The organism is Campylobacter cuniculorum DSM 23162 = LMG 24588 (genome assembly GCF_002104335.1).
Taxonomy (GTDB): Bacteria; Campylobacterota; Campylobacteria; order Campylobacterales; family Campylobacteraceae; genus Campylobacter_D; species Campylobacter_D cuniculorum.
The window spans coordinates 1,108,883-1,131,293 of sequence record NZ_CP020867.1 but is presented as its reverse complement, the minus strand read 5'-3'; the positions used below and the strand labels follow the sequence as shown (position 1 = coordinate 1,131,293).

Here is a 22,411-nt window from a genome sequence, read left to right as displayed (position 1 = left end):
AAGTGAATTATGTGTGAATTTCAAAAAAGCTCTCCATGATTTTCATAGTGAGAAATTCGGGTGATAGCATTGTTTTCATCAACAAATACAACTTTAGGTTTAAAATCCAAAGCCTCTTTAGCCTCTAAATTCGCATAAGACATAATGATAATCTTATCCCCAGCTTGCACCAAACGTGCTGCAGCTCCGTTAAGACAAATCATTCCTTTTTCTTTTGTAGCAATGGTATAAGTTTCAAATCTTTCTCCATTGTTAAGATTCACCACTTGCACTTTTTCGTATTCTAAAATTCCACTTGCTTTGAGTAATTCCTTATCGATGCTAATGCTTCCAACATAATTAAGCTTTGCTTCGCTCACAACCGCACGATGAATTTTTGCTTTCAGTAAAGTTATAGTCATTGAAGTTCTTGTATTAAAAAATTATCAATCAATCTTGTTTTTCCTATAAACACAGCTATGGCTCCTAATACTTCATTTTCAATCCATTCAAGCTCTTGCATTGTTTTTGGATGAACCAAACTCACATAATCGATTTTCGCAAGTTTTTCTTTTAAAAGCTCTTTTTTCATCTCTTCTATAATAATTTTTGGATTTCTTTGTCCATTTTTAACTAAATTTTCCCCTAAAAAAATGGCTTTTGAAAGCACTAAAGCGGCTTTTCTTTCCTTTTCGTTAAGATAAACATTTCTAGAACTTTTTGCAAGCTTATCCTCTTCTCTTATGATAGGGCAAATTTTTAATTTTAAATTAAGATTTAAATCTTCTATCATATGCTTTACAACTGCACATTGTTGAGCGTCTTTTTGTCCAAAATATACATTATGAGGACGCACAATATTAAAAAGTTTCATCAAAACCGTGCAAACTCCTCTAAAATGCCCCTTTCTACTTGCTCCACACAGCTTATCGCTTATAGAGTTCATATCCACATAGGTGCTAAAATTTTGCGGATACATTTGCTCTGCTGTAGGAGAGAAGATTATATCCACCCCATTTTCCTCGCAAAGCTTAGTATCTCTTTTTAAATCCCTTGGATAAGAAGCAAGATCTTCTTTAGGACCAAATTGCATAGGATTGACAAAAATACTTAAAACCACCTTATCATTTTCTTTTGCAGCCTTAACCAAACTTAAATGTCCCTCGTGCAAATATCCCATTGTCGGCACAAAACCTATGCTTAAATTTTGTTTTCTCCACTTGTCAATTTGCTCACTCATTGCTTGAATGTCTGAAATCAATTGCATACTAGTATATCTTTCTTAAAACCTCGTCAGCCATACTAAAACTATGCTCTTGACTTGGAAATTCGCCTTGTTTTACTTCATCGATATATTTTTTAATTCCCTCGAGTGTATTCGCATAAACCTTAGCAAATTTTGGCTTAAATTCAGTGTTTAAACCCAATAAATCATGCCAAACTAAAACCTGCCCATCGCAATATTTTCCCGCTCCTATGCCAATGGTTGGTATGGAAACTTCCTTTGTGATAATTTCAGCTAAAGCATAAGGGATGCATTCTAAAAGAAGAGCAAAAGCTCCGGACTCTTCTGCTATCTTCGCATCTTTTATAAGTTTTTTAGCTAAAATTTCATCTTTACCTTGCACCCTATAACCTCCAAGCATATGCACTGCTTGCGGGGTTAAGCCTATATGTGCCATGACAGGTATAAAGGCATTTGAAATTGCTTTAATATGAGATGCAAATTCTAAACCGCCTTCTAATTTCACAGCATTAACCCTACCTTCTTTTAAAAGTCTGCCCGAATTTTTTACCGCATCTTCAACACTTGCTTGATAAGACATAAAGGGCAAATCCGCTACAATAAAAGCGTTTTTAGCACCTCTAGACACAGCACGAGAATGATGAATCATATCCTCCATAGTTACAGATAGAGTGTCTTCGTATCCTAAAACAACCATACCCAAAGAATCGCCGATTAAAATCATATCTATACCTGCATTATCCAAAAGTCTAGCACTTAAATAATCATAAGAAGTTACCATAGTAATTTTTTGTTTATTTTCTTTTTGTTTGTATAAATCTAGGATTGTTTTTCTCATTGCTTAAATCCTTAAAATTTTTCATTTATATTTCGATACTAATATACAATTATAATTTCTTTTCATTAAAAAATCAAGATAATTTTTAAATAAATTTTTGAGTAAAATTTTTAGTTTTTCATAGATTTTTAATGAAAAATTTTATATTTGCGATAAAAAATTCTTAAATTTTGATTGTAAGCTATTTTTTCATCGAGCTTAAAATATAAAAAATAAATAATGCGTGTTTATTTTAACCCATTGTATTTATTAAGCACTCCTCTTCTATGCAAGTTTTGCTTTTCTTGTTTATTTAAACTTTTTTATATTCTTATAAATTTTTATAGAATTATGAAATCATCATTGTTTTAATCTTTCATTTTTCATAAATCATTTATTTACCAGCTTTACGATATATGTTTTAACCTTTATTTTGATTTTTAATTGCATTGTTTATAATTATCTTTCGCTTTTTTGTTAAATTTTCGTATTTTTTCATAGCAATTTAATTTATAGCTTTATAAATTTTAACTTGCGAGGTAAAATACACAAATTTAAATTTTTCAGTCAGTTAATGGGTTTTTGCTTTCATTGTTTATAGCAGTTATTGTTCTTCTTATGTGTTTGTCATTGTTTTTATAATCAAAGATGAATTCTCATTCTGTCATTTTTCTACTTGTTTGTTTTAGTTTAAATTCTGTTCTTCTAAAGCTTTGGCTTGATAATGAGCAATTAAAGGTTCGATAATTTCATCAAATAATCCATCTTGCATTATCGCATCAAGTCTATAAAGAGTGAGATTGATTCGATGGTCGCTAATGCGATTTTGCGGAAAATTATAGGTGCGGATACGCTCACTTCTATCCCCACTACCCACTTGAGATTTTCTTGCCCAACTTTCTTTTTCGCGTCTTTCATTTTCTCTTATTTCATAAAGTCTTGCTTTTAAGACTTTCATGGCGTTTTCTTTATTTTTGTGTTGAGATTTTCCATCTTGATTGACAACAACAATTCCACTTGGGATATGCGTAATACGCACCGCACTATCGGTTGTATTGACACTTTGTCCCCCGTGTCCGCTTGAACGCATGACATCGATTTTTAAATCATTAGCATTGATTTGAATTTCAATATCATCAACTTCAGGCATAATGGCAATGGTGATAGCAGAAGTATGCACCCTGCCTTGAGATTCTGTTTGTGGCACTCTTTGAACCCGGTGTGTTCCTCCTTCAAATTTAAGCCTTGAATACGCCCCCGCACCTTTGATAAGCATTATAATTTCTTTAAATCCACCAACACTTCCTTCACTTTGACTGACAATCTCAAGTTTATAGTCGCGAAGTTCTGCATATCTCGCATAAGCCTTAACCAAATCTCCTACAAATAAAGCAGATTCATCTCCGCCTGTTCCTGCTCGAATTTCAAGAAAAATATTTTTTTCATCGTTAGGGTCCTTAGGCAAGAGTAAAATTTTAATCTCTTCTTCTAAAATAACTTTTCTTTCTTCTAAATTCTTAAGCTCATCTTTTGCAAGCTCACCAAGCTCTGAATCATTAAGTAAAGCTTTATTTTCTTCGATTTGTTCTAAAATTGCTAAGTATTGCTTAGCCTTTACAATAAGGGGTTCTAAATTTTTTTGTTCTTTAGAAAGAGAAGTCATTTTGCTAATATCGCTTAAAATATCAGCATTGCTAAGAAGAGTATCGAGCTCTTCATAACGTTTAAAAAAAGGTTTGAGTTTATCGGCTAACATTAATTTTAATGAAATTTTTATGCGATTTTATTGATTAAAAGGGCAAGGCGACTGACGCGACGCGAGGCACTTTGTTTTTTAAGAAAGCCACGACTTACCATAGCGTGTATGCTTTTATTTGCTATTTTAAAAGCTTCATTAGCTGCATTTTTATCATTTGTCGCTACAGCTTCTCTAACCGCCTTAGTAATATTTTTAAGTCTTGTTCTGTAGAATCGATTCCTTTGTGTTTTTTTAAGGGTTTGTCTTGCTCTTTTTTCAGCAGATTTGTGGTTTGCCATTGATTTTCCTTTCTTAAAATTAAAGACTAAATTATATAAGAATAAATTTTAAAAACAAATTAATTTAAGCAAAATTTAAAAAGGCTTTCAAAATAAATCCGTTAATTTTATATCCCAAGTTATCAATTCAAAACGTAGTAAAAAACCATACACAACCGCACAAAAAAGTCCAGCAAAAGCTCCAGCAATCATATCATCAAGCATTACCCCAAGCCCCCCTTTGACTTTTTTATCAATCTTACCGATGATTGATGGTTTTTTAATGTCAAAAATTCTAAACATAATAAAAGAAAATATAAAAGTGAAAAGACTTTGACCGCAGATTGCTAATGCCAAGAATACTCCTGCTACTTCATCAATGACTATATGTTTATCATCGTGAATTCCACTTTTTTCTTCATAATCATCAATAATGCGAATGGAAACAAGAAAAATCAAAACAGAAAGCAAAAATAAAGTTTGCACACCAAGATATTTAAGAATAAAAAAAGCAGGAATTAAAGCTGCAATGGTTCCAAAGGTTCCCGGAGCTTTCTTCATACAACCTGAATAAAAAAAAGTTAAGAAAATCTTTTGCATTTTACACCATATAAGACATTTGATGAATTTCTAAGAGTTTTTGATAAAATTCCTCATCTTCTTTATATTCTAAAATTCCATTAGTTGGAAATAAACTATAATAAATCTGTTGCATATTTTTAAAACGTTTTGGAAAAAGTGAGCTTAAAATAATGCTTGAAACCTCTTTACGCATAAAAACCGCAGGGGGAATGAGACCTGCTCTTAATAAATTCTTAAGAGAATTGCTGTCATAGTGTATGTGATGATGATTGCCATGAGGGCAGGATTTTGTGCTGACAATCATTCTGCATTTATCACAAAATACAAATTCAGGCAAAACAATGATTTCTATACCATAATCTTTTGAAAAATCATCGAGTATGGTTTTGGGTTGATTATGGTCATAAAACATTCCAAGTCCGCTGTGATTTTGTCCTACAACAAATTTAGTGCAACCTAAATTCTTAGCTATGATGCTTTCAAGCCCCGGATTTAAACGCGAATGAAAAATATCAATGCCTTTTAGAGGAAATATAAAAATATGCTCCGGAGGAAGATAGCTTTGTATAAATTTTTTCAAATACTTTTCTTTTAAAGTGAATTCAAAACCATCATTTTTATAAGATTCTATCAAAAAAATGACAACCAAATCCGCCTTATCAATCATCCATCGAAACATTCTCTCATGGGCTCTGTGTAAAGGATCAAAGCTTGAAAATAAGGCTGTGATTCTTTTAGCATTGAGTTTATTTTTAATCTTAAGAAAATTTTCTTTCAGTGTTTTAATTTCAGAATTATAAATTTCAAATTCTCCTGATATACGCATTTTATTTTTAAGCAAACATTCATTAGGATTAAAAATATCGATAAAATTTTCATCATTTCTAAATAAATTTTTTATATCGATATGTCCGACAATTTCATCATTTAAAAGCAAATTGAGCCGAGTTTGAGCCTTTAAATTTTCTTCATTATTTCTGGGAGCAAAACTTAAAGGATAGGGAAAAATTTCTCCTTTGAATTTATGAGTTTTGAGTATTTTTTGACTTTCTTCCTCATTCATCAAATGCTTACAAGTGCCAAATAATCCCTCTTTGATGAGTGAAAGTATGCCTAATTCATTTTTATTGATATTAAGGGTTTCATTTTTTTCTTGAAATTCCATATTTTTTCCTTTTCTCCCATAAAGATTTGCGTGAAATGCCAAGTTTTTTAGAAAGATCTGTATCAGAAAATATGTTTTGATAGGTTGCAATGATATATTTGACATATTCATCTATAGTTAAAATTTCATTGCTACTAATGTTTTTTTCACTATAATCAAAATCAATAGAATGAATTCCTAAATCTTCAGTGCTTGCATTTGTATGTAAAATCACTGCTTTATTTTGGATAAAATCTAAGATTTTTTCCCTCTCCGGGCTTTTTAAAACTTGGAAATTACTTAAAAATAATAAATCATTTTGAGTATAAGATTGCATCATTTGTTCGATGGAGTGTTCAATGGACAAATCCACGCAAAAAAATGTTTTATCACATTCATGGATATAATGAAACACAAAAGCATCTGCATAACTTTGTTTGTTAGATTTTATCACAAGGGGAAGTTTAATTTTTTTATAATTATATGCTGGAAGATTGATTTTATCTAGTCGCGAATGGATATAATTTTTATAGGCTTTATTTAGGATGGAGAGTTTTTTAAAACCTTGATAATGCTTAATTTTTCTTAAAAGTTCTTCTATCATAAAAGGTTTTTGTATATAATCACTCGCTCCGATTTTCAAAGGATTTGCAACCGTATCTGTGCTGATATAAGAAATCATTAAAATGATGATGCTTTTTTTAAATTTTTCTACAGCTTTTAAAAAATTGTCTGTATTTGTTGAGAGCAAAACAATGTCATAAAATTTTTCATGATTTAATTCTTCATAGGCATTGATAATATCGCAATTATAGCCTATATCACTCAATTTTATACTAATGCTTTGTGCTAAATAAATTTCATTTTCTATAATCAAAACTTTCATATCTTAGTCCAATCAAAATATTTTAAATTTGCCGTGCTAAAGACTGCTAAACCCTCTTTTCTGCCGATAAAACCTAAATTTTCAGTCGTCGTTGCCTTAACATTGATTCTAAATTCATCAACATCAAGTATTTTAGCAATATTTTGTGTGATTTTTTCTTTGAATTCTTTAAGTTTTGGAGTCTGTGCTATAATGCTAATATCCGCATTGACAAGCTCAAAACCATATTTTTTAATTTTTAAATAAACTTCTTTAAGCAATTGCATAGAATCTGCATTTTTATATTTTATATCAGAGTCTGGAAAATGCTCACCTATATCTCCAAGACTCGCAGCACCTAAAAGAGCGTCTGTTAAAGAATGAGCCAAAACATCACCATCGCTGTGAGCTTTCACGCCCATGCTTGAATGCACTTTAATCCCACCTAAAAGCAAGGGACGTTTTTGTCCAAATTCATGGACATCAAAACCATTTCCGCTAAAAATTTCACTGCTTGGAGGAGGGAGATTAAGTTTTTTTAAATCTTCTTTAAAGGTGATTTTTCTTGCATTCTCTTCGCCTTCTACATACCATATTTTACCACCTATAGAGGCTATAGCTGTGCTATCATCTGTGAATTCTTTTTTGCTTTCTAGAGCTTTTTTAAGTAAATTTGTGCGGGAGAGTTGCGGAGTTTGTATGAGTTTGATTTTTTCTCTTTTTAAGCTTTTATGTTCAAAAAGGGTTGTATCGGCAACTTTTAAAGCAGGTGTGATACAATCTGCATTGTGTATATTTTCTATGAGTTTATCAAATAAATTTTTACTCACTAAAACACGAGCAACATCACTAACCATAACAAATTCACTCTCTACCTTTTTAAGAGCTTTTTTTAAAGACTGCATTCTGGAGTTAGCTCCAGCTATGATTTCATAATTTTTTGTAAATTTTTTCATATAAGAAACATTACTAGAAGTAACGATAACTTTTTTAAAAGGATAAAAAGAGCTTAAATTCTTTGTGGCGTAGAGCCAAAGAGGTTCATTGCCCAAGCGAAGAAATTGTTTTTTTACACCCAAATTAAAACGCGTAGAATCTCCAGCTGCAAGCATAATCAAACTTATATCCGCCAAATTTCACTCCTCTGTAAAATTTTCTTTGGAATGTTACTATATTTTACATATAAAAAAGCTAAATTTTATTTTTTTATTAGTAGAATTACTAATTTTAAGGAAAAGGAGTGATTTTATGATAGAAAAAATTAAAGAAAAACTCAAATCTGTAAAATATCCGGGTTTTGAAAGGGATATAGTCAGCTTTAATTTTGTCAAAGATATTAGGATTGAAAATGAAAATTTATCAATCGCTATTGAAATTGTTTCAGCCAATCAAGATGTAGCGGACAAAATTAAACAAGATGTCAAAGCTGTGCTTAAAGATTTTAATTTTAAAGAACTTCATATTCATATCATTCAACCTAAAATTCCTGAAGAAAAGAGCAATTCAAGAAGTGGTAAAAACATTGCTCCGCAAATAAAAAATTTCATTATGGTTTCAAGCGGAAAGGGTGGAGTGGGCAAGAGTACTGCTGTTGTTAATTTAGCAATTTCTATGGCAAAGATGGGTAAAAAAGTCGGAATTTTGGATGCAGATATTTATGGACCTAATATTCCTAGAATGTTAGGAGAAACCAAGACTCAACCTGAAGTCGTAGGACAAAAATTAAAACCGATTTTAACGCATGGAATTTATATGATGAGTATGGGTGTTTTAATCGAAGAGGGACAGGGGCTTATGTGGCGTGGAGCTATGATTATGAAAGCGATAGAACAGCTTTTAAGCGATGTACTTTGGGATGAGCTTGATGTACTTTTTTTAGATATGCCACCCGGAACAGGCGATGCACAAATTACTTCCGCACAAAGTGTTCCTATTACAGCAGGAATTTGCGTAAGCACACCGCAAATTGTATCCTTAGATGATACCAAAAGGGCTTTGGATATGTTTGAAAAACTCCATATCCATGTCGCTGGAATCATTGAAAATATGAGTGGTTTTTTATGTCCGGATAATGGCAAAGAATATGCTATTTTTGGAAAAGGCACAGCACAAGAATTGGCTAAAGCTTATAAGAGTCAAGTTTTGGCAGAAATTCCTATTGAGATGAGTGTGAGAGAGGGGGGAGATGCGGGAAGACCTGTAAGTTTTTATCAACCTGAAAGTTTGAGTGCGAAAAGATATGCAGAGGCTGCACAAAAACTTTGGGATTTTATAGAAAGGGTTGATAAGGCTGATAATTCAGCCATACAACCTATAATGAATGGTAAAAGTGCATGTTCGCATTAAATTTTATGGCTTTAAGGAAAGAAGATGAATGTTGAGACTAAAGAAGATTTTTTATTGTTGATTAAACAAATTGAGCAAAAATCCGGTTATAAAAAGCCCAAAGCCTTTGGTATAGCAAGGAGGGATTTTGGACAACTTAATAAGGACAAGGTCTTGCAAGCAACCTTTGCTTTGGTTAATTATGAGCAAAATTATGGTTCTGCTGCAATCATACTTGAGTCTTTTATGCAAAGGGGAGTGGAGATTGATTTTAAGCAAAGTGAATTTGTGCAAAGTCTAAAACTTGAAGATATTCTTTTTATTTTGTCTTGTTTTAAACCTTTTTTAGAAGAAGAGGGGCATCAGAATATTGATTTAATTAAGATTATTAAAGATAAATTTAAAGAAGATGAATTCGCTTTTGTTTGTCTTTTTGAAGATGAAGAGCCAAAGAGCATTGAAAGTGTCTATCTTAAACTTTATCTGCTTTCAAGCAAAAAAGTCCCTTTGAGAGGTTTGAATTTAAATGGAGCTTTTGGATTGCTAAATAATGTCGCGTGGAGCGATAACACACCCATTGAGCTTGAGTATCTTAGAGTCAATGAAATGCGTTTAAAAATGAGTAAGCAATATCCAAAAATTGATTTTGTCGATAAATTTCCAAGATTTTTAGCCCATATCATTCCAGAAGATAACACGAGGATACTAGAAAGCTCCAAAGTTAGAATGGGTGCATCTTTAGCCGCAGGGACAACAATAATGCCGGGTGCTTCTTATGTGAATTTTAATGCCGGAACAACGGGTGCTTGTATGGTTGAAGGACGCATTAGTTCAAGTGCTATTGTCGCAGAAGGCAGCGATATAGGTGGCGGGGCATCGATTCTAGGCGTTTTAAGCGGGACAAGTGGCAATGCCATTAGCATAGGTAAGGCTTGTCTTTTGGGTGCGAATTCAGTTACGGGAATTCCTTTGGGAGATAATTGCGTCGTCGATGCAGGTATTGCTGTACTTGAGGGGACTAAATTTGTGCTCAAGGATAAAGAAGAGCTTAAGAAATTAAACAAAGATTTTGATTTTAGTAAAGAAATTTACAAAGGCTTAGAGCTTAAGGGTTTAAATGGTTTGCATTTTAGGCAAGATTCTTTAAGTGGAGCTATGATAGTTGGTTTGAATAAAAAGGCTATTAAACTCAATGAAACCTTGCATTAACTCAATCTTAAAAAGCGAATCGATACGTAGTGTTTGTATAAATTTTTACATTTGGTTTAAAATGAATGAGAATACATTGAATGAGAGATAAAAATTTAAATGATTGAGGAAAATGACCAAAATGTCGCTGGGCTTAAAACCAAACAAAAAAGATTTCAGAAAATCTTTAACTTTTTTTGATTTTTGTGCTGGTATCGGTGGAGGACGCTTGGGTTTAGAACTCAATGGTTTAAAGTGTTTAGGCTTTAGTGAAATTGATAGAGCAGCAATTAAAACCTATAAAGAATTTTTCTCTACAAAAGACGAACTAGAAATTGGAGATTTAACTAAGATTAATCCCTATGATTTGCCTGATTTTGATTTATTAATCTCTGGTTTTCCGTGTCAAAGTTTTAGTATAGTTGGCAAAAGAAAAGGATTTGCCGATATAAAAGGGCAGATTATTTTTTACTTGATTGAAATTTTAAAGATAAAACAACCCTTATTTTTTATCTTGGAAAATGTTAAGGGCTTTGTCAATCACAATCAAGGACAAACTCTTAAAAAAACCTTACAAATTCTACAAAATTGCGGGTATGAACTTAGTTTTAAAACATTAAATTCCCTTGATTTTTCTTTGCCACAAAGCAGAGAAAGAGTTTATTTTATAGGAATTCGTAAAGATTTAAATAAAAATTTCGATTTTTCTTTATTGCAGACAAAACGGATTAATCTTTTGGATTTTTTAAATCCAAATGAGAATAATAAATTTTCTAAAAATTCTCAAAGCTATCAAACCTTTTTAAAATTTTTAGAAAATAAATACAATAAAAACAGAATAAATTTAAACAAACTCTTAGAAAAGAATTTCTTAGTTATTGATACAAGGCAGAGCGATTTGCGAATTTATGAAAATAAAATTCCCACTCTAAGACGCGACAGACAAGGAATTTTATATGTTTATGAGCGAGAATTATATAAATTAAGTGCATTAGAAGCTTTAAAATTACAAGGTTTTGGAAAAATTTTGAATTTAAAAGATAAGATAAAAAATCTCAAAGAAAGTGATATTCTAAAACAATGCGGTAATGCTATGAGTGTGAATGTGATTGAGAATATTTGCAAGAATTTAAAGGAGCAGATGAGTGGATAAGATTGAGTTAGGCTCACGAATTGCAAAAAACGGCTTTGCAAATGAAAATTTTGTAATTAATGTCTTTAATAGTTGGAAAGATAATGATTTAGCTAAATCTTGGCTTATGAGTATGAATTATGATTTAAAGCAGATTAAAGAAGTTAAGGCTCAAAAAATTAAAGGAACTTTTAAAGCTGATATTCAAGTGATTGTTTGGGTGCAAATTTCCCTAACAACTTTGCAAGATGTGCAAAATTTGCAAGTTAAACTCGTGTCTAATCCTAAGGGGTTTAATCAAATTGATAAAAGGTGGTTAAAGTCTTATAATGATTTATGGAACTTTCCAAAAGATATTTTAGAAATTTTAAAGTATTTTACAGGTGAGCTTTTACCAAAAATTCCAAATTCAAAGGATAAACGTAGAATGTTTTTCAATGAGTTTTCTTATAAAGAGCAAGAAAAAATTCTTAATTTTTTTACGCAAAATCAGCCTTTGATTGTCAATGATATTTTAAAAGGTAGAGGACAATTTGCAAGTGAATGGTTTTTGGTGATTTTAAGAATAAAACAAGAAGAACTAAAATGGGTTTTAAAGCCTATCAATGAAGTGATTAATCTTTATAGTGGTGAAGTTGAATTTTCTTTACAAGGTAGCCTTAAAATAGGAAAAATTACTATGCAAAGAAAAGGTGGTGATGGTGGTAGAAAGAGTGCAAATATGTTGCAATTCAAACTCAATCCTTGTGAATTATTTGAAAGTTAAGGAATAACAATGAGAGCAAAAACGCAAAATATCATTCCTGTTTTGAGTATAGCTGGAAGTGATTGTAGTGGAGGGGCTGGGATACAAGCGGATTTAAAAACCTTTAGTGCTCATAAGCTTTTTGGTATGAGCGTGATTTTAAGTGTGGTGGCTGAAAATACAGCAAGGGTGATTTGTGTGCATAATATCCCAAAAAATATTGTTGATGAGCAAATCTTAGCTGTTTTTGAGGACATAACTCCAAAGGCAACAAAAATCGGTATGATAGGTTCAACAGAGCTTATGCAATGCGTTGCCTTGAATTTAGAGAAATTTAAGCCTGAAAATGTGGTCATTGATCCTGTGATGTTTGCTAAAAATGGATTTGCTTTGATGCCAGTTGAAAATTGCGAATTTTTCAAAGAAAAGCTTTTAAGTTTTGCCGATGTTTTAACCCCAAATATACCCGAAGCAGAATTTCTTTGTGGTTTTAAGATAAAAAATAAAGAAGATATGATTAAAGCAGCAAGGTTTTTACATCAACTTGGTGCGAAAAATATCCTTATTAAAGGGGGACACAGCGAGAATAATGCTGATGATATATTTTATGATGGTGAGCAAATTCATACGTTTAAAAGCGAACGCATTGATACAAAAAATACGCATGGCACAGGTTGCACCCTCTCTTCAGCCATAGCCTCAAATTTAGCCTTAGGTTTTGATACAAAACAAAGCATTCAAAGGGCTAAAGACTATGTTTTTAATGCGATTTTGTATTCTTTAAATTTAGGCAAAGGTTGCGGTCCAACAAATCATTTTTATCAATTTTTTGAGTGAAAAATGTTAGATTTAAGTTTATACTTGGTTGCAAGTCGTGGAAATTTAAATGATGAAAGTTTTTTACAGCATCTAGAAAATGCTATAAAAGGCGGAGTGAGTATCATTCAGCTTAGGGAAAAAACTCTTAATGCAAGGGAATTTTATGAATTGGCTCTTAAGGTTAAAAAGCTCACTCGTGCCTATAAAATTCCTTTGATTATCAATGACAGACTCGATATAGCTTTAGCTATGGACGCTGATGGAGTGCATTTAGGACAAGAGGATTTAGAAGTAAAACTTGCTAGAAAACTTTTGGGACAAGAAAAAATTATAGGTTTGAGCTTAAAAAAACCTAAACAGCTTGATTTTATAGCTGGTGCGACTTATTTAGGTTGTGGTGCGATTAAGCCTACGCCGACGAAAGAAAGCGAGGTTTTAGCCTTAAAGGATTTAAAAAAAATCATTGCTTTAAGCCCTTTGCCTGTGGTTGCTATTGGAGGAATTGATGAGAATGTTGTTCATGAACTTAAAGGTTTAAAACTAGCAGGTATAGCGGTTGTACGTGCTATAATGGAGGCCAAAAATCCTCTTTTAGCCGCAAGACGTTTAAAAAAGCTTTTTAAAGAGTGTTAAAATGGAAATTTATCTTTTAAATTCTACGCCTTTTGAGGGGGTAAAAAATCTTATTTTAAATGAATTGATTTTTTATGATTTTAAGGTCAATCTCGATGATTTTCAAGCCCTTATCATCACTTCTAAACATGCTTTAAAAGCTTTAAAGCGGAGTAAAAATCCTCTCAATTTAAACTTGCGAGTTTATGCTGTAGGAGAAAATACTGCTAAAGAGGCTTTAAATTTAGGCTTTAAAGAAGTGAAATTTCCTAAACAATTCTATGCAAATGAGCTGTTTAAAGAATTTAAAGAAGAATTAAAAGAGTGCAAATGTCTGTATTTAAGGGCTAAAGAAATTGCCTCGACTTTGGATAAAGATTTGCTTAATTTCGGTGTGAATTTAACTCAAAAAATCGTCTATGAAAATGTTTATAAAAAAAGTCAATTATGTCTTAATCATCCTTGTATCATCATTTTTACTTCGCCTTCTAGTGTGAGAAATTTTTTAAAAAATTATACAATCAAAAGTCAAGATAAACTTGTAGCCTTAGGAGAAAGCACAGCTAAAATGCTTAAAAACTATGAAAATCTTTTCATTTGTCCAAAACAAAATTTAAAAGAATGCGTTGAAATGGCTAAAAATTTAATCAAATCCGTTTAAAGATAAAATAAATCCCATTTGCTATTAAAACACAAACGCACATCACAGCTGCAAGGATGAGCGGAGTGTTGGCATGAAAGGCTCCTACGCTAAAGGATATAACTCCGGCTAAGGCAAATTGACTCGCACCAAGAACGGCTGAAGCTGTGCCTGATTGCTCTTTAAAACGAGCCATAGCTAAGGTTGTGGTATTAGGTGCGATAAAACCTAACATTGCAATGCTTATAAAAAGTGAGCCTTCAAAAATCCAAAAATTTGGTTTTAAAAACGCACTGACAAATAAAATCAAGGTTGAAATAAACATAATCACTAAAGCTTTTGAGAGTATGCTTTGAGAATCAAATTTTTGCACTAATCTTGCATTGATGTTTGCAAATATCACAAAACCTAAGGCATTGATTCCAAAGAGTATTGCAAATTTTTGCTCACTTAAAGCAAAGAATTGAGTAAAAATAAAACTAGAACCTGTAATATAAGCAAACATTGCACAAAGGGCAAAAGCAGCTGAAAAAATATAAACTAAGAAAAATTTATCCTTAAGAACGATTTTATAGTTTTTTAAAGTTTCTTTATGAGAAAATTTTTTATAAACAAGAATCGGAGCACTTTCTTTAAGTCCAAATAATATCATTAAAAAAAGCAAGATTCCTAATAAAAATAGAGTGATAAAAATGCTTTCCCAAGAAAAATATTGAAGTAAAATTCCTCCAAAAGTCGGTGAAAGCATAGGTGCAAGAGAGCTAAAAACCATCATTAAAGAAAAAATTCCTGCCGCTTCTTTTATCTCAAAAAGATCATTGACTATAGCCCTTGCAATAACCACTCCAGCACAACCTCCTAAGGCTTCAAAAAAGCGAAAAGCGATAAAACCAAAGATATTATCAATAATCACGCAAAAAAAACTTGAAAGTATAAAAATCGCAATCCCAACCAAAACAGGTTTTTTGCGTCCAAAAATATCGCTTAAAGGACCATAAATGAGCTGTCCAAATGCAAAGGCAATGAAAAAACTTGCCAAAGAAAGTTGCGTTAAAAATGAATCGGTTTTAAAACTCTGTTGAACATGAGAGAGTGCAGGCAAATACATGTCTGTAGAAAGCGGAGCTAAACTTGACATTAGGGCTAAAATAAAAATGAGTTGAAATTTTTTAAATCCATAAATTTGAGTTTGTTTTTGCATTATAAATTCCTAATCTTTATCATTTTAGCGAATAATACCTTAAAAAAATAATTGATTTTAAATTGACAATGTAATTAAAAGGCGACAAAATTTGATTCTTAATGAAAAATAAATTCAAATCGCCTTCAATTTTTAATGTAAATTTTCAATATAAGCTATCGCACTCAAGGCAGCAACTGCTCCATCACCCGCTGCACAAACCACTTGTTTTGGAGCATCTTTTCTTAAATCTCCTGCAACAAAAAGACCTGCGATATTCGTTTGCATTTTAAGATCAACACTTACCTGTCCGCTCTCTTCCATATTGCAAAGAAAATTTCCATCATCTTGTTTTAAAATTTCATTGCGAACATTAAGCCCTACAAAGGTGAAGATTCCCGGAACTGCCAAATCCCTAATGCTTCCGTCTTTAAGCTTGACTTTTACGCCATTAACGCCCGTTTTATCTCCATAGACTTCATCCACGCTTGCATTTGTAACAAGCTCTATTTTTCCATTATCTTTAACCCTTTTAACCGTTGAAGGAGAGGCTCTAAATTCATCGCGTCTGTGGATAAGATAGACTTTAGAACAAATATTTGCAAGATATAGAGCTTCTTCTAAGGCTGTATCGCCTCCTCCTAAAACAGCAACCTCCTTGTTTTTATAGAAAAAACCATCGCAAGTTGCACAAGTACTCACTCCCTTACCAAAAAACTCATCCTCGCCTTTAAATCCTGCACGACGCGGAGTTGAGCCCGTGCAGACGATTACAGCCTTTGCGGACTCTGTTTTCCCCCCTTCAATTTTTATAGTAAAACTTCCATCTGAATTTCTTAAAATCTGTTCAACTCCTACCATTTCGTGTTTTAAACCAAAGCGCATACATTGTTCATTCCAAGGTGCCATAAAAGAAATTCCGTCCATAACTTGAGCAACACCGGGATAATTTTCAATTTCAGAGCTTGAAGTGATTTGTCCACCGGGCATTCCCTTTTCAAACATGACAACATTTTTAAGCCCCCCGCGAGTTGCATAAAGCCCTGCACTAAGACCTGCCGGACCTCCGCCAATAATTGCTAAATCTAACATAAATTTTTCCTTTAAAAGTATTTTTGATATAATATAAAAAGATTTCTTAATATGTAGTTAATAAAAATTATTATTTAAGTTTAATTATTGATTTTTAATTGAAAAAAATCAAAGCTAGAAAACTAGCTTTGAAAAATTAAAGTAAAGAATTAATTTTATCACTAATAGCTTGTTTTGATTGTGCACCAACGAGTTGATCAACAACTTGTCCATCTTTAAAAAAAATCAAAGTAGGAATAGACCTCACACCATATTCGGCTGATAAATCTCCTTGTTCATCAGTATTAACTTTGCAAATTTTTGCTTTGCCGTCAAATTCATTTGCAAGTTCATCTATAACCGGAGCAAGCATTCTGCAAGGTCCGCACCAAGGTGCCCAAAAATCTACTAAAGCTACACCTTCTTTTGCTACAGAAAAATTTTCTGCAGTAAGATCTATGTATTTACCCATTATTTTCTCCTTTATTTTTGTAAGAGATATTGTAATTTAAATAAATAAACATTAGCTTAAAATCTATATAAAATAAAAAATAATTCTAATACTTTTATTTAATAATAAAACTCAAATTTTCAAATTAAAAGTTAATTGATACCTTTTTCCTCAAAAAATATAGCTTTATCAAGTACTTCAAAAAATCTTTGATAAACTTCTGGGTCATCAACACTTGCGGGCATTTGCATTGAAGATGAAAATTGAGCGTTTGCTCTAACAATAGCCTGTTTTGTGCCGTTAGCTCTAACGACAATTGTCATTTTAAGGTTTGCGTTTTTATCGAGTTTTGTAGCAGATAATGTTCCTGTTTCCATATCTGCTTTATCGATGATAAAACTTAAATCTTGTAAAGCTGCAACACAAGCTCTTGCCGCGATATTTTTTGAAGTTTCGTAAGTTTTAGTTTGATAGCTTCTAACTTCTAATTGTTGAGTATTTTCTATAATCATTTGCTTAGAATTTGCCATACAACCTGTCATAATTAAAAAACAATAAAATAGTCCAACGAGTTGAATAAAGACTTTCATAAATTATTTGCCTCCAAAAAAATTGCTTGAGAAAGCTTCTCAAAAAAGGAACTATAAATTTCAGGCTCTTTAATGGTTTCTACGCCATTGACTATGCCTTGATTATTATAGAGTATCCTTTGAATTGTAAGTCTAACATAAGATTTATCTTTCACTTGTGTAACGACAACAGTAGCTTTAATAGTCTGCGTGTGATCTGCTAACATAGACATATTTGCACCAAAAAGTATAGCCATTAAAAATACTCCTGTTTGCTGTCCAGCTTCTCTAGCATCTCTACTTTTAGAACTTGTAATAACCCCAAAATCTCGATTGATTTCATCAATTTGAAATCCTAAATCCTGTAAAGTTGCTACACTTGCAGATAGAATTTCTAAATCTTTTTTACTCTCATAGTATCGCGTTTCAAGCTGTCTTGCTTCAAGGCTTGATGCAGAAATACTCATCATTTTTTTAGAAGTTGTTGCACAACCTACAAGCCACAAACAAATACCGAATGCTAAAAATATTTTAAAAGATTTAACACACTTCATCAATCGCCTTTAAAAACTTGAAGTGCGATAAGAAACATCTCTAACTTTATTTTGAGAGTCAAATTTTACGACTATAGTTAATGTCCTTGAATTTTTTACAGAGCTTCCACTATCGCCGCTAATTCCAGCTATAATAATACTAAGACCACCGGAGGAATTTTGATAAGCTTGTTGAGTAGAAATTTTATCATAAACCCAAACTTCTCTTCCCTCTGCATCTGTTGAGATAACATTAGGAGAACCCATAACTTCAACCACTTCAGCTGAACTCATACCTTTTTTAATGTCTTTTTGAGCTTTAGCCACACTTAGTTTTTCATCGGCTTGAGTGTTGTAAAGTGAAGGCGAACACCCAAAAAAACTAAAGGACAATAAAACTATACACATAGTATTTTTTAGCATTAAATCTCCTTATTTTTGATTTTAAAAAAGGCATTATACCCCCCCCCATTCTTTATATAAGCTTAAAAATTACGAAGACCTTGCTTAAAATACAAAACTATTTTTTAATATAAATTTCAAAATATAAATTCCAAATATTGCAAGGAATTTATGTGCATTGAAATCAAAAAAACTTTATTTTTTTTAATATAATCCGATTTAATCTTATTAAAGAATTAAAAAAGGGGAGAGTTATTAATATGGAGATAAAGTCGCATTATTATAATTATTATGGTGTAAAAGGACGTTATAATCCTCAAGAAAAGCAAAAAACAAGCTGGGAAAAGCTCTATACACCTATAACAGAGCGTATTGAAGGCAATAACCACAATCCAGAAAATGACGTCTATAAAGCCTATTTAAAGCTAGAAGAACGTTATTACACCTTAGGTGAGGCTAATCGTGCGAAATACTCTAATTATGAAGATTTAAAGCAGGCTTTATCACAAAAATATTTTAGCGTTGATTCCCCGTTTCAAAAATACACTTCAGAACAGAGGAGGGCGATGTATGACAATGAGCTTTCAATGAGTGCTTTTGGTTATGCGACAAACATTAATGACCCCTTAATCACTGACCCTGTTCATGCTCCAAGTGATGAAGAACAACAAGATTATAATAGAAAAATGGTGAATTCACAACTTCAAAATATTTTGAGTCAAAATGGTATTGATTTAAAGGGAGCAGATATTCAATTTATTATCAGTCCAAATGATTATCATTTGAAAATTATGGGCTTAGATGATGAGAATTTAAAATTAAAAATTGAAAATCTTTTAAATCAAAATGACAATTCAAAAGAGTTGTTTTTCCATATTTTACAAAGTTTGCGTGTTTGGCAATTCAATTTCAAAGAGGGCGTGATTGAAAAATACAGAGCCACAAGCGAATTCGCGAGGCTAACGGGTTTAGACTTAGGCACTTTTCATCAAGATGGTGTAAATTTCACGGATAAAAATGGACAAAATGCTCTTGAAATTTACAAAAATGCTTTGGAGGATTCTTCGATTCCGCCTGAATTTCGAGGCTTTGCGTATGAATCTTTTAAGAATTTGCTTGAGAGCTTTAGAGAGCTTGATTTTTCAAAAATTCCCGAGCTTAATTTGCAAATTGGCTATAAGGACGGAGTGCTTTATGATTTAGAGCACTCCCATATTGCTAAATTAGACCTTAATGCTTAGTAAAATGTAAAATTCTTTCTAAGCCTTGTTCTTCCTTAGAAGCAAGCTCATAGTTGTTTTTCTTTGCCATACGCAAAAGATTATCAAGCGGAGTGCTTGTATCGCATACTACTTCAAGAGATTCTGGTTGCGAACTTAAAGCATTATTTAATTCAATGGCAGGTTGCGGACAAGAAAGTCCTCTTACATCAATTTTCATATTGTCTCCTTATTTTTAGAAAATAAACCCAAGCAAAGCACGAAAATTAAACCTAGAATTACAGCAAAAGGAGCGTTAGCACTTATTCCAGCAGGTGAAGAAGCTAAAGAAAAATTATGTGCTAAGGCAGCACCAAATAAACTTCCCATGACAAATACAGCCGCATCGCCATCGCCTTCACCGCTTAAAACAAGTTGTCTTCCCGGACAACCTCCAGCTAAACTCAAAGCACTTCCAGCTAAAAACATTCCTAAGAAATTCCATATAAAATCGTTATGTGCTATCGGTTGTTCAGTGAAACCTAAATGGAAATATCCAAGTGCAAGATTGCTTAAAAAAGCACATATGATTAATGCTATCACACCTTGCAAAAGATAAGTGTCTCTAAAAAGTAAAAATGCACTTATCCCAGAAATGCTGCAAAATTTGCTTTTTTGAAAAAGCACACCTATGATAAGTCCTGCGATTAAAGAGATTAAAACAGGAGCATGCATAAAACCCACACCAGAAGTAGAAAATTTGAGCAGAGGCTTTTCTTCATTTAAGCTGATAAATAAAAGCACAAGACATAAAATGATAAAAGCAGGGAAAATAAATCCTATAAATTTACTTGTAGGTTTTGCTCTGCCTAAACTAAAACCTTTTTTAAGAAAGAATATACCCAAACAAACTCCCGCAACAAGTCCTAAAATTCCAGCTAAAGCACTTAAATCTCCAGCAGAAATTCTTAAAAATGCTCTCCAAGGACAGCCTAAAAATACTAGAATCCCAATCATTGTAAAAATGCCTAAAAAAAATCTTGCAATCGGTGCACTACCTGCACGAGGATTATAAGATTTTGATAAAAAAGCACTTAGAAATGAGCCTAAAACTAGAGCTAAAATTTCAGGTCGCATATATTGTAAAGCGGCAGCATTGTGTAAATTCAAAGCTCCTGCAATATCACGTGTAAAACAACCTGCACAAAGTCCCATATTACCCGGATTGCCAAAATATACAAGCAAAGGTGCAATAATCCCAAAAACCGCACCTGCTAAAACAGGTAAGATTGCAATTTTCATTAAAAATCCTTTAATATATTTGAATTTTAGGATAGCTTTTGATGAAGCTGTATAAAAGAAGACTTGAAGGTTTTTGAGTGTTTTAAATTTTGCTAAAATGAATATAATAACGTATCAATTTAGTATGATTTAAACTCTTAACTTTTTAAATAGGACACTTTTTTGTTAAAGCGAGCCTCGCTTCTTTCCCTAATAAAAACTTGAAATTTTACACAAAATGGACTTAAAAATTGTTTATTTTCTTAAATTTATCAAATTTTTAATCATTGATAAAATATTATGCTTTTAATTAAAATTATGGTAAGACCATATTTTCAAGCTATAATACTATGTCAATTTGTCTTTTTTTTGACTTTGATTTGTTTTAAAAATATCAATAAAATAGATATTAAAAGAATATGGTATGTCAATTTTATATATTTTATACATTGTAAAGCTTATTTAATATAAAATCTTTAAAAAATTCAAAAGGAGCAAATAATGGCTTATCCACTACTAGGCACTAGATTTGTTTTAGATGAAGAAAAGATTCTAAGAGAAGATAAATATGACTTAGACAAAATGTATGAAATCATTGAGGAAATGGCAAATCAATGTGGCTTGATTAAGATCGATAAAAACACTTATCATTGTAAGGGCGATAGAGAGGATTTAGGGCGTTTAGGTTCTTTTGTGTATGGTGGCTTACTTGAATGTGATTGGTTTACTCTCAATGTCAAAGAATGGGAATGGTTGAGTGAAAAAGAAGGGAATAGCGACATGATTTCTTTTTGTAAAGAAAATAATGAAGGAGTTTGGGCGTGAGTCTCTCTCGTAAGGCTATTAATTTTGATTTATCCACAAATGAACTCAAAAAGCATTTCAAGGATACAAGAGAGCCTTACATTAAAATAAAAACTTTTATGCTTGAGAATGGTTTTGAACACAGGCAATATTTAGGCTATGCTTCAAAAGAGCCTATGGATGATATTCAAATAGATATTTTAGCAAAAAAACTTGTTAAAGAATTCTCTTGGTTGAGTTCTTGCATACAAGAATTTGATGTAACCGATATAGGAGAACAATATAGTCTCAATCATATCTTTAAAGACTTTATCTCTATAAACAAAGACTTAGAAGTAAAATCTCCAACCAAAGAACATTCTCAAAAAGAACAAGCAAAAAAACAATTAATGGAACAGGTTAAACAAAGCTTACACAAAGACAAAGATAGTAAAAGTTTATCTCAAAATAAAGATTTGGAGCGATAAATGCCTCGTCAAAGACAATATCTTAATGTGCCTTATGAAGAAAGACAAGAAGCAAAGAATTTAGGTGCAATCTGGGATACAAAAAAGCTGTTGAAATTTTTATTAAAGAGCTTAAAGAACAAAATTTAATGATTTAAAATGAAATAATTTATCATCTTTGACACATTAAATAAAATATCGAATTTAGAAAATAAACAGACAAAAAATTAAATTCAAATCAGAGAAGAATTTTAATTGATACATTAAGGCAATCTATAATTCAAAAAATAATGATAAATTATATTCCTTAAATGCATATACTTCTAGTATATTTGTTGATAATTAATAGAAAAATTGATTAAAAT

General features: G+C 31.9%; 28 protein-coding genes. 11 read left to right on the top strand and 17 right to left on the bottom strand.

Translation table 11 applies throughout. The features are described 5' to 3' along the window. Positions 1 to 20: 20 nt before the first annotated feature. From panD to CCUN_RS05645, 9 genes are all read right to left on the bottom strand, one after another. Positions 21 to 401, bottom strand: a complete 381-nt coding sequence (panD, locus tag CCUN_RS05685; RefSeq protein WP_027305659.1) for an aspartate 1-decarboxylase — start codon at positions 399 to 401, stop codon at positions 21 to 23. Next, positions 398 to 1,246 (bottom strand): pantoate--beta-alanine ligase, encoded by an 849-nt coding sequence (panC, locus tag CCUN_RS05680; protein WP_027305658.1) that lies wholly within the window; start codon positions 1,244 to 1,246, stop codon positions 398 to 400. Before panC ends, panD begins: the two co-directional genes overlap by 4 nt. Before the next feature lies 1 nt (position 1,247). After that, complete coding sequence (gene panB, locus CCUN_RS05675) at positions 1,248 to 2,063, bottom strand: 3-methyl-2-oxobutanoate hydroxymethyltransferase (RefSeq protein WP_027305657.1); 816 nt, start codon at positions 2,061 to 2,063, stop codon at positions 1,248 to 1,250. A 664-nt stretch (positions 2,064 to 2,727) separates the two neighbouring features. Next, positions 2,728 to 3,798, bottom strand: a complete 1,071-nt coding sequence (gene prfA, locus CCUN_RS05670; protein WP_027305656.1) for a peptide chain release factor 1 — start codon at positions 3,796 to 3,798, stop codon at positions 2,728 to 2,730. 17 nt (positions 3,799 to 3,815) lie between these two features. After that, a complete protein-coding gene (rpsT, locus tag CCUN_RS05665) occupies positions 3,816 to 4,079 on the bottom strand; it encodes a 30S ribosomal protein S20 (RefSeq protein WP_027305655.1) in 264 nt (87 codons plus the stop codon). Positions 4,080 to 4,166: 87 nt separating this feature from the next. Beyond that, a complete protein-coding gene (locus CCUN_RS05660; protein ID WP_027305654.1) occupies positions 4,167 to 4,658 on the bottom strand; it encodes a phosphatidylglycerophosphatase A family protein in 492 nt (163 codons plus the stop codon). A 1-nt stretch (position 4,659) separates the two neighbouring features. Next, complete coding sequence (locus CCUN_RS05655) at positions 4,660 to 5,805, bottom strand: sulfate adenylyltransferase (RefSeq protein ID WP_027305653.1); 1,146 nt, start codon at positions 5,803 to 5,805, stop codon at positions 4,660 to 4,662. Beyond that, complete coding sequence (locus CCUN_RS05650) at positions 5,783 to 6,670, bottom strand: DNA-binding transcriptional response regulator (RefSeq protein ID WP_027305652.1); 888 nt, start codon at positions 6,668 to 6,670, stop codon at positions 5,783 to 5,785. The genes CCUN_RS05655 and CCUN_RS05650 overlap by 23 nt, the downstream gene beginning before the upstream one ends. Then, complete coding sequence (locus tag CCUN_RS05645; protein ID WP_027305651.1) at positions 6,667 to 7,782, bottom strand: bifunctional 2-C-methyl-D-erythritol 4-phosphate cytidylyltransferase/2-C-methyl-D-erythritol 2,4-cyclodiphosphate synthase; 1,116 nt, start codon at positions 7,780 to 7,782, stop codon at positions 6,667 to 6,669. The genes CCUN_RS05650 and CCUN_RS05645 overlap by 4 nt, the downstream gene beginning before the upstream one ends. Positions 7,783 to 7,897: 115 nt before the next feature. Here CCUN_RS05645 and CCUN_RS05640 point away from each other — a divergent pair, with 115 nt between their 5' ends. The 7 genes from CCUN_RS05640 (at position 7,898) to CCUN_RS05615 (ending at position 14,131) form a co-directional block, all read left to right on the top strand. After that, positions 7,898 to 8,995 (top strand): Mrp/NBP35 family ATP-binding protein, encoded by a 1,098-nt coding sequence (locus CCUN_RS05640; protein ID WP_027305650.1) that lies wholly within the window; start codon positions 7,898 to 7,900, stop codon positions 8,993 to 8,995. A gap of 24 nt (positions 8,996 to 9,019) precedes the next feature. Further along, complete coding sequence (locus CCUN_RS05635) at positions 9,020 to 10,183, top strand: tetrahydrodipicolinate N-succinyltransferase N-terminal domain-containing protein (RefSeq protein WP_027305649.1); 1,164 nt, start codon at positions 9,020 to 9,022, stop codon at positions 10,181 to 10,183. Between the two features lie 112 nt (positions 10,184 to 10,295). Further along, positions 10,296 to 11,315 carry a DNA (cytosine-5-)-methyltransferase gene (dcm, locus tag CCUN_RS05630; protein WP_415270571.1) on the top strand — a complete coding sequence of 340 codons (1,020 nt, stop codon included), beginning with the start codon at positions 10,296 to 10,298 and terminating at the stop codon, positions 11,313 to 11,315. Further along, positions 11,308 to 12,060: a PDDEXK family nuclease gene (locus tag CCUN_RS09640; protein WP_027305647.1), complete on the top strand. Its 753-nt coding sequence runs from the start codon at positions 11,308 to 11,310 to the stop codon at positions 12,058 to 12,060. Before dcm ends, CCUN_RS09640 begins: the two co-directional genes overlap by 8 nt. Before the next feature lie 9 nt (positions 12,061 to 12,069). Then, positions 12,070 to 12,876 (top strand): bifunctional hydroxymethylpyrimidine kinase/phosphomethylpyrimidine kinase, encoded by an 807-nt coding sequence (gene thiD, locus CCUN_RS09635; protein WP_027305646.1) that lies wholly within the window; start codon positions 12,070 to 12,072, stop codon positions 12,874 to 12,876. A gap of 3 nt (positions 12,877 to 12,879) precedes the next feature. Continuing rightward, positions 12,880 to 13,491 carry a thiamine phosphate synthase gene (gene thiE / locus CCUN_RS05620; protein ID WP_027305645.1) on the top strand — a complete coding sequence of 204 codons (612 nt, stop codon included), beginning with the start codon at positions 12,880 to 12,882 and terminating at the stop codon, positions 13,489 to 13,491. 1 nt (position 13,492) lies between these two features. After that, positions 13,493 to 14,131: a uroporphyrinogen-III synthase gene (locus CCUN_RS05615; protein ID WP_027305644.1), complete on the top strand. Its 639-nt coding sequence runs from the start codon at positions 13,493 to 13,495 to the stop codon at positions 14,129 to 14,131. Here CCUN_RS05615 and CCUN_RS05610 read toward each other — a convergent pair. The 6 genes from CCUN_RS05610 to CCUN_RS05585 form a co-directional block, all read right to left on the bottom strand. Beyond that, positions 14,118 to 15,311 carry a multidrug effflux MFS transporter gene (locus tag CCUN_RS05610; RefSeq protein WP_027305643.1) on the bottom strand — a complete coding sequence of 398 codons (1,194 nt, stop codon included), beginning with the start codon at positions 15,309 to 15,311 and terminating at the stop codon, positions 14,118 to 14,120. The two genes, CCUN_RS05615 and CCUN_RS05610, sit on opposite strands and share 14 nt — an antisense overlap. Before the next feature lie 132 nt (positions 15,312 to 15,443). Then, complete coding sequence (gene trxB, locus CCUN_RS05605) at positions 15,444 to 16,382, bottom strand: thioredoxin-disulfide reductase (RefSeq protein ID WP_027305642.1); 939 nt, start codon at positions 16,380 to 16,382, stop codon at positions 15,444 to 15,446. Between the two features lie 136 nt (positions 16,383 to 16,518). Further along, positions 16,519 to 16,833 (bottom strand): thioredoxin, encoded by a 315-nt coding sequence (gene trxA, locus CCUN_RS05600; RefSeq protein ID WP_027305641.1) that lies wholly within the window; start codon positions 16,831 to 16,833, stop codon positions 16,519 to 16,521. Positions 16,834 to 16,964: 131 nt separating this feature from the next. After that, entirely contained in the window at positions 16,965 to 17,402 is a 438-nt protein-coding gene (locus tag CCUN_RS05595; protein WP_035175766.1) for a hypothetical protein, read from the bottom strand. Further along, positions 17,399 to 17,935: a hypothetical protein gene (locus CCUN_RS05590; protein ID WP_051521700.1), complete on the bottom strand. Its 537-nt coding sequence runs from the start codon at positions 17,933 to 17,935 to the stop codon at positions 17,399 to 17,401. Before CCUN_RS05590 ends, CCUN_RS05595 begins: the two co-directional genes overlap by 4 nt. A gap of 9 nt (positions 17,936 to 17,944) precedes the next feature. Beyond that, positions 17,945 to 18,337, bottom strand: a complete 393-nt coding sequence (locus tag CCUN_RS05585) for a hypothetical protein (protein WP_027305638.1) — start codon at positions 18,335 to 18,337, stop codon at positions 17,945 to 17,947. 239 nt (positions 18,338 to 18,576) lie between these two features. Between CCUN_RS05585 and CCUN_RS05580 the strand changes: the two genes are divergently transcribed. Further along, positions 18,577 to 19,557: a DUF4885 family protein gene (locus CCUN_RS05580; RefSeq protein ID WP_027305637.1), complete on the top strand. Its 981-nt coding sequence runs from the start codon at positions 18,577 to 18,579 to the stop codon at positions 19,555 to 19,557. On the opposite strand, the gene CCUN_RS05575 is transcribed toward CCUN_RS05580, so the two are convergent. Together CCUN_RS05575 and yedE are read right to left on the bottom strand one after the other, a co-directional pair. Further along, a complete protein-coding gene (locus tag CCUN_RS05575; protein ID WP_027305636.1) occupies positions 19,547 to 19,756 on the bottom strand; it encodes a sulfurtransferase TusA family protein in 210 nt (69 codons plus the stop codon). The genes CCUN_RS05580 and CCUN_RS05575 overlap by 11 nt on opposite strands. After that, positions 19,753 to 20,817, bottom strand: a complete 1,065-nt coding sequence (gene yedE / locus CCUN_RS05570; protein WP_027305635.1) for a YedE family putative selenium transporter — start codon at positions 20,815 to 20,817, stop codon at positions 19,753 to 19,755. Before yedE ends, CCUN_RS05575 begins: the two co-directional genes overlap by 4 nt. Before the next feature lie 480 nt (positions 20,818 to 21,297). Between yedE and CCUN_RS05565 the strand changes: the two genes are divergently transcribed. The 3 genes from CCUN_RS05565 to CCUN_RS10075 are packed head-to-tail and all read left to right on the top strand — an operon-like array spanning position 21,298 to position 22,196. After that, positions 21,298 to 21,621, top strand: coding sequence for a hypothetical protein (locus tag CCUN_RS05565; protein WP_027305634.1), 324 nt, complete (start codon positions 21,298 to 21,300; stop codon positions 21,619 to 21,621). Further along, the gene (gene vapD / locus CCUN_RS05560) at positions 21,618 to 22,067 is read left to right on the top strand and encodes a VapD family protein (protein WP_027305633.1); all 450 of its coding nucleotides are present in this window, start codon (positions 21,618 to 21,620) and stop codon (positions 22,065 to 22,067) included. The genes CCUN_RS05565 and vapD overlap by 4 nt, the downstream gene beginning before the upstream one ends. Then, positions 22,068 to 22,196: a DUF5710 domain-containing protein gene (locus CCUN_RS10075; protein WP_232087680.1), complete on the top strand. Its 129-nt coding sequence runs from the start codon at positions 22,068 to 22,070 to the stop codon at positions 22,194 to 22,196. The last annotated feature ends 215 nt before the right edge of the window (positions 22,197 to 22,411 follow it).

Bases quoted from the DNA above. Each gene is read 5' to 3' on its own strand.
- panD (WP_027305659.1), bottom strand. From the start codon at position 401: ATGACTATAACTTTACTGAAAGCAAAAATTCATCGTGCGGTTGTGAGC.
- panC (WP_027305658.1), bottom strand. From the start codon at position 1,246: ATGCAATTGATTTCAGACATTCAAGCAATGAGTGAGCAAATTGACAAG.
- panB (WP_027305657.1), bottom strand. From the start codon at position 2,063: ATGAGAAAAACAATCCTAGATTTATACAAACAAAAAGAAAATAAACAA.
- prfA (WP_027305656.1), bottom strand. From the start codon at position 3,798: ATGTTAGCCGATAAACTCAAACCTTTTTTTAAACGTTATGAAGAGCTC.
- rpsT (WP_027305655.1), bottom strand. From the start codon at position 4,079: ATGGCAAACCACAAATCTGCTGAAAAAAGAGCAAGACAAACCCTTAAA.
- CCUN_RS05660 (WP_027305654.1), bottom strand. From the start codon at position 4,658: ATGCAAAAGATTTTCTTAACTTTTTTTTATTCAGGTTGTATGAAGAAA.
- CCUN_RS05655 (WP_027305653.1), bottom strand. From the start codon at position 5,805: ATGGAATTTCAAGAAAAAAATGAAACCCTTAATATCAATAAAAATGAA.
- CCUN_RS05650 (WP_027305652.1), bottom strand. From the start codon at position 6,670: ATGAAAGTTTTGATTATAGAAAATGAAATTTATTTAGCACAAAGCATT.
- CCUN_RS05640 (WP_027305650.1), top strand. From the start codon at position 7,898: ATGATAGAAAAAATTAAAGAAAAACTCAAATCTGTAAAATATCCGGGT.
- CCUN_RS05635 (WP_027305649.1), top strand. From the start codon at position 9,020: ATGAATGTTGAGACTAAAGAAGATTTTTTATTGTTGATTAAACAAATT.
- dcm (WP_415270571.1), top strand. From the start codon at position 10,296: ATGACCAAAATGTCGCTGGGCTTAAAACCAAACAAAAAAGATTTCAGA.
- thiD (WP_027305646.1), top strand. From the start codon at position 12,070: ATGAGAGCAAAAACGCAAAATATCATTCCTGTTTTGAGTATAGCTGGA.
- thiE (WP_027305645.1), top strand. From the start codon at position 12,880: ATGTTAGATTTAAGTTTATACTTGGTTGCAAGTCGTGGAAATTTAAAT.
- CCUN_RS05615 (WP_027305644.1), top strand. From the start codon at position 13,493: ATGGAAATTTATCTTTTAAATTCTACGCCTTTTGAGGGGGTAAAAAAT.
- CCUN_RS05610 (WP_027305643.1), bottom strand. From the start codon at position 15,311: ATGCAAAAACAAACTCAAATTTATGGATTTAAAAAATTTCAACTCATT.
- trxB (WP_027305642.1), bottom strand. From the start codon at position 16,382: ATGTTAGATTTAGCAATTATTGGCGGAGGTCCGGCAGGTCTTAGTGCA.
- trxA (WP_027305641.1), bottom strand. From the start codon at position 16,833: ATGGGTAAATACATAGATCTTACTGCAGAAAATTTTTCTGTAGCAAAA.
- CCUN_RS05595 (WP_035175766.1), bottom strand. From the start codon at position 17,402: ATGAAAGTCTTTATTCAACTCGTTGGACTATTTTATTGTTTTTTAATT.
- CCUN_RS05590 (WP_051521700.1), bottom strand. From the start codon at position 17,935: ATGAAGTGTGTTAAATCTTTTAAAATATTTTTAGCATTCGGTATTTGT.
- CCUN_RS05585 (WP_027305638.1), bottom strand. From the start codon at position 18,337: ATGCTAAAAAATACTATGTGTATAGTTTTATTGTCCTTTAGTTTTTTT.
- CCUN_RS05580 (WP_027305637.1), top strand. From the start codon at position 18,577: ATGGAGATAAAGTCGCATTATTATAATTATTATGGTGTAAAAGGACGT.
- CCUN_RS05575 (WP_027305636.1), bottom strand. From the start codon at position 19,756: ATGAAAATTGATGTAAGAGGACTTTCTTGTCCGCAACCTGCCATTGAA.
- yedE (WP_027305635.1), bottom strand. From the start codon at position 20,817: ATGAAAATTGCAATCTTACCTGTTTTAGCAGGTGCGGTTTTTGGGATT.
- CCUN_RS05565 (WP_027305634.1), top strand. From the start codon at position 21,298: ATGGCTTATCCACTACTAGGCACTAGATTTGTTTTAGATGAAGAAAAG.
- CCUN_RS10075 (WP_232087680.1), top strand. From the start codon at position 22,068: ATGCCTCGTCAAAGACAATATCTTAATGTGCCTTATGAAGAAAGACAA.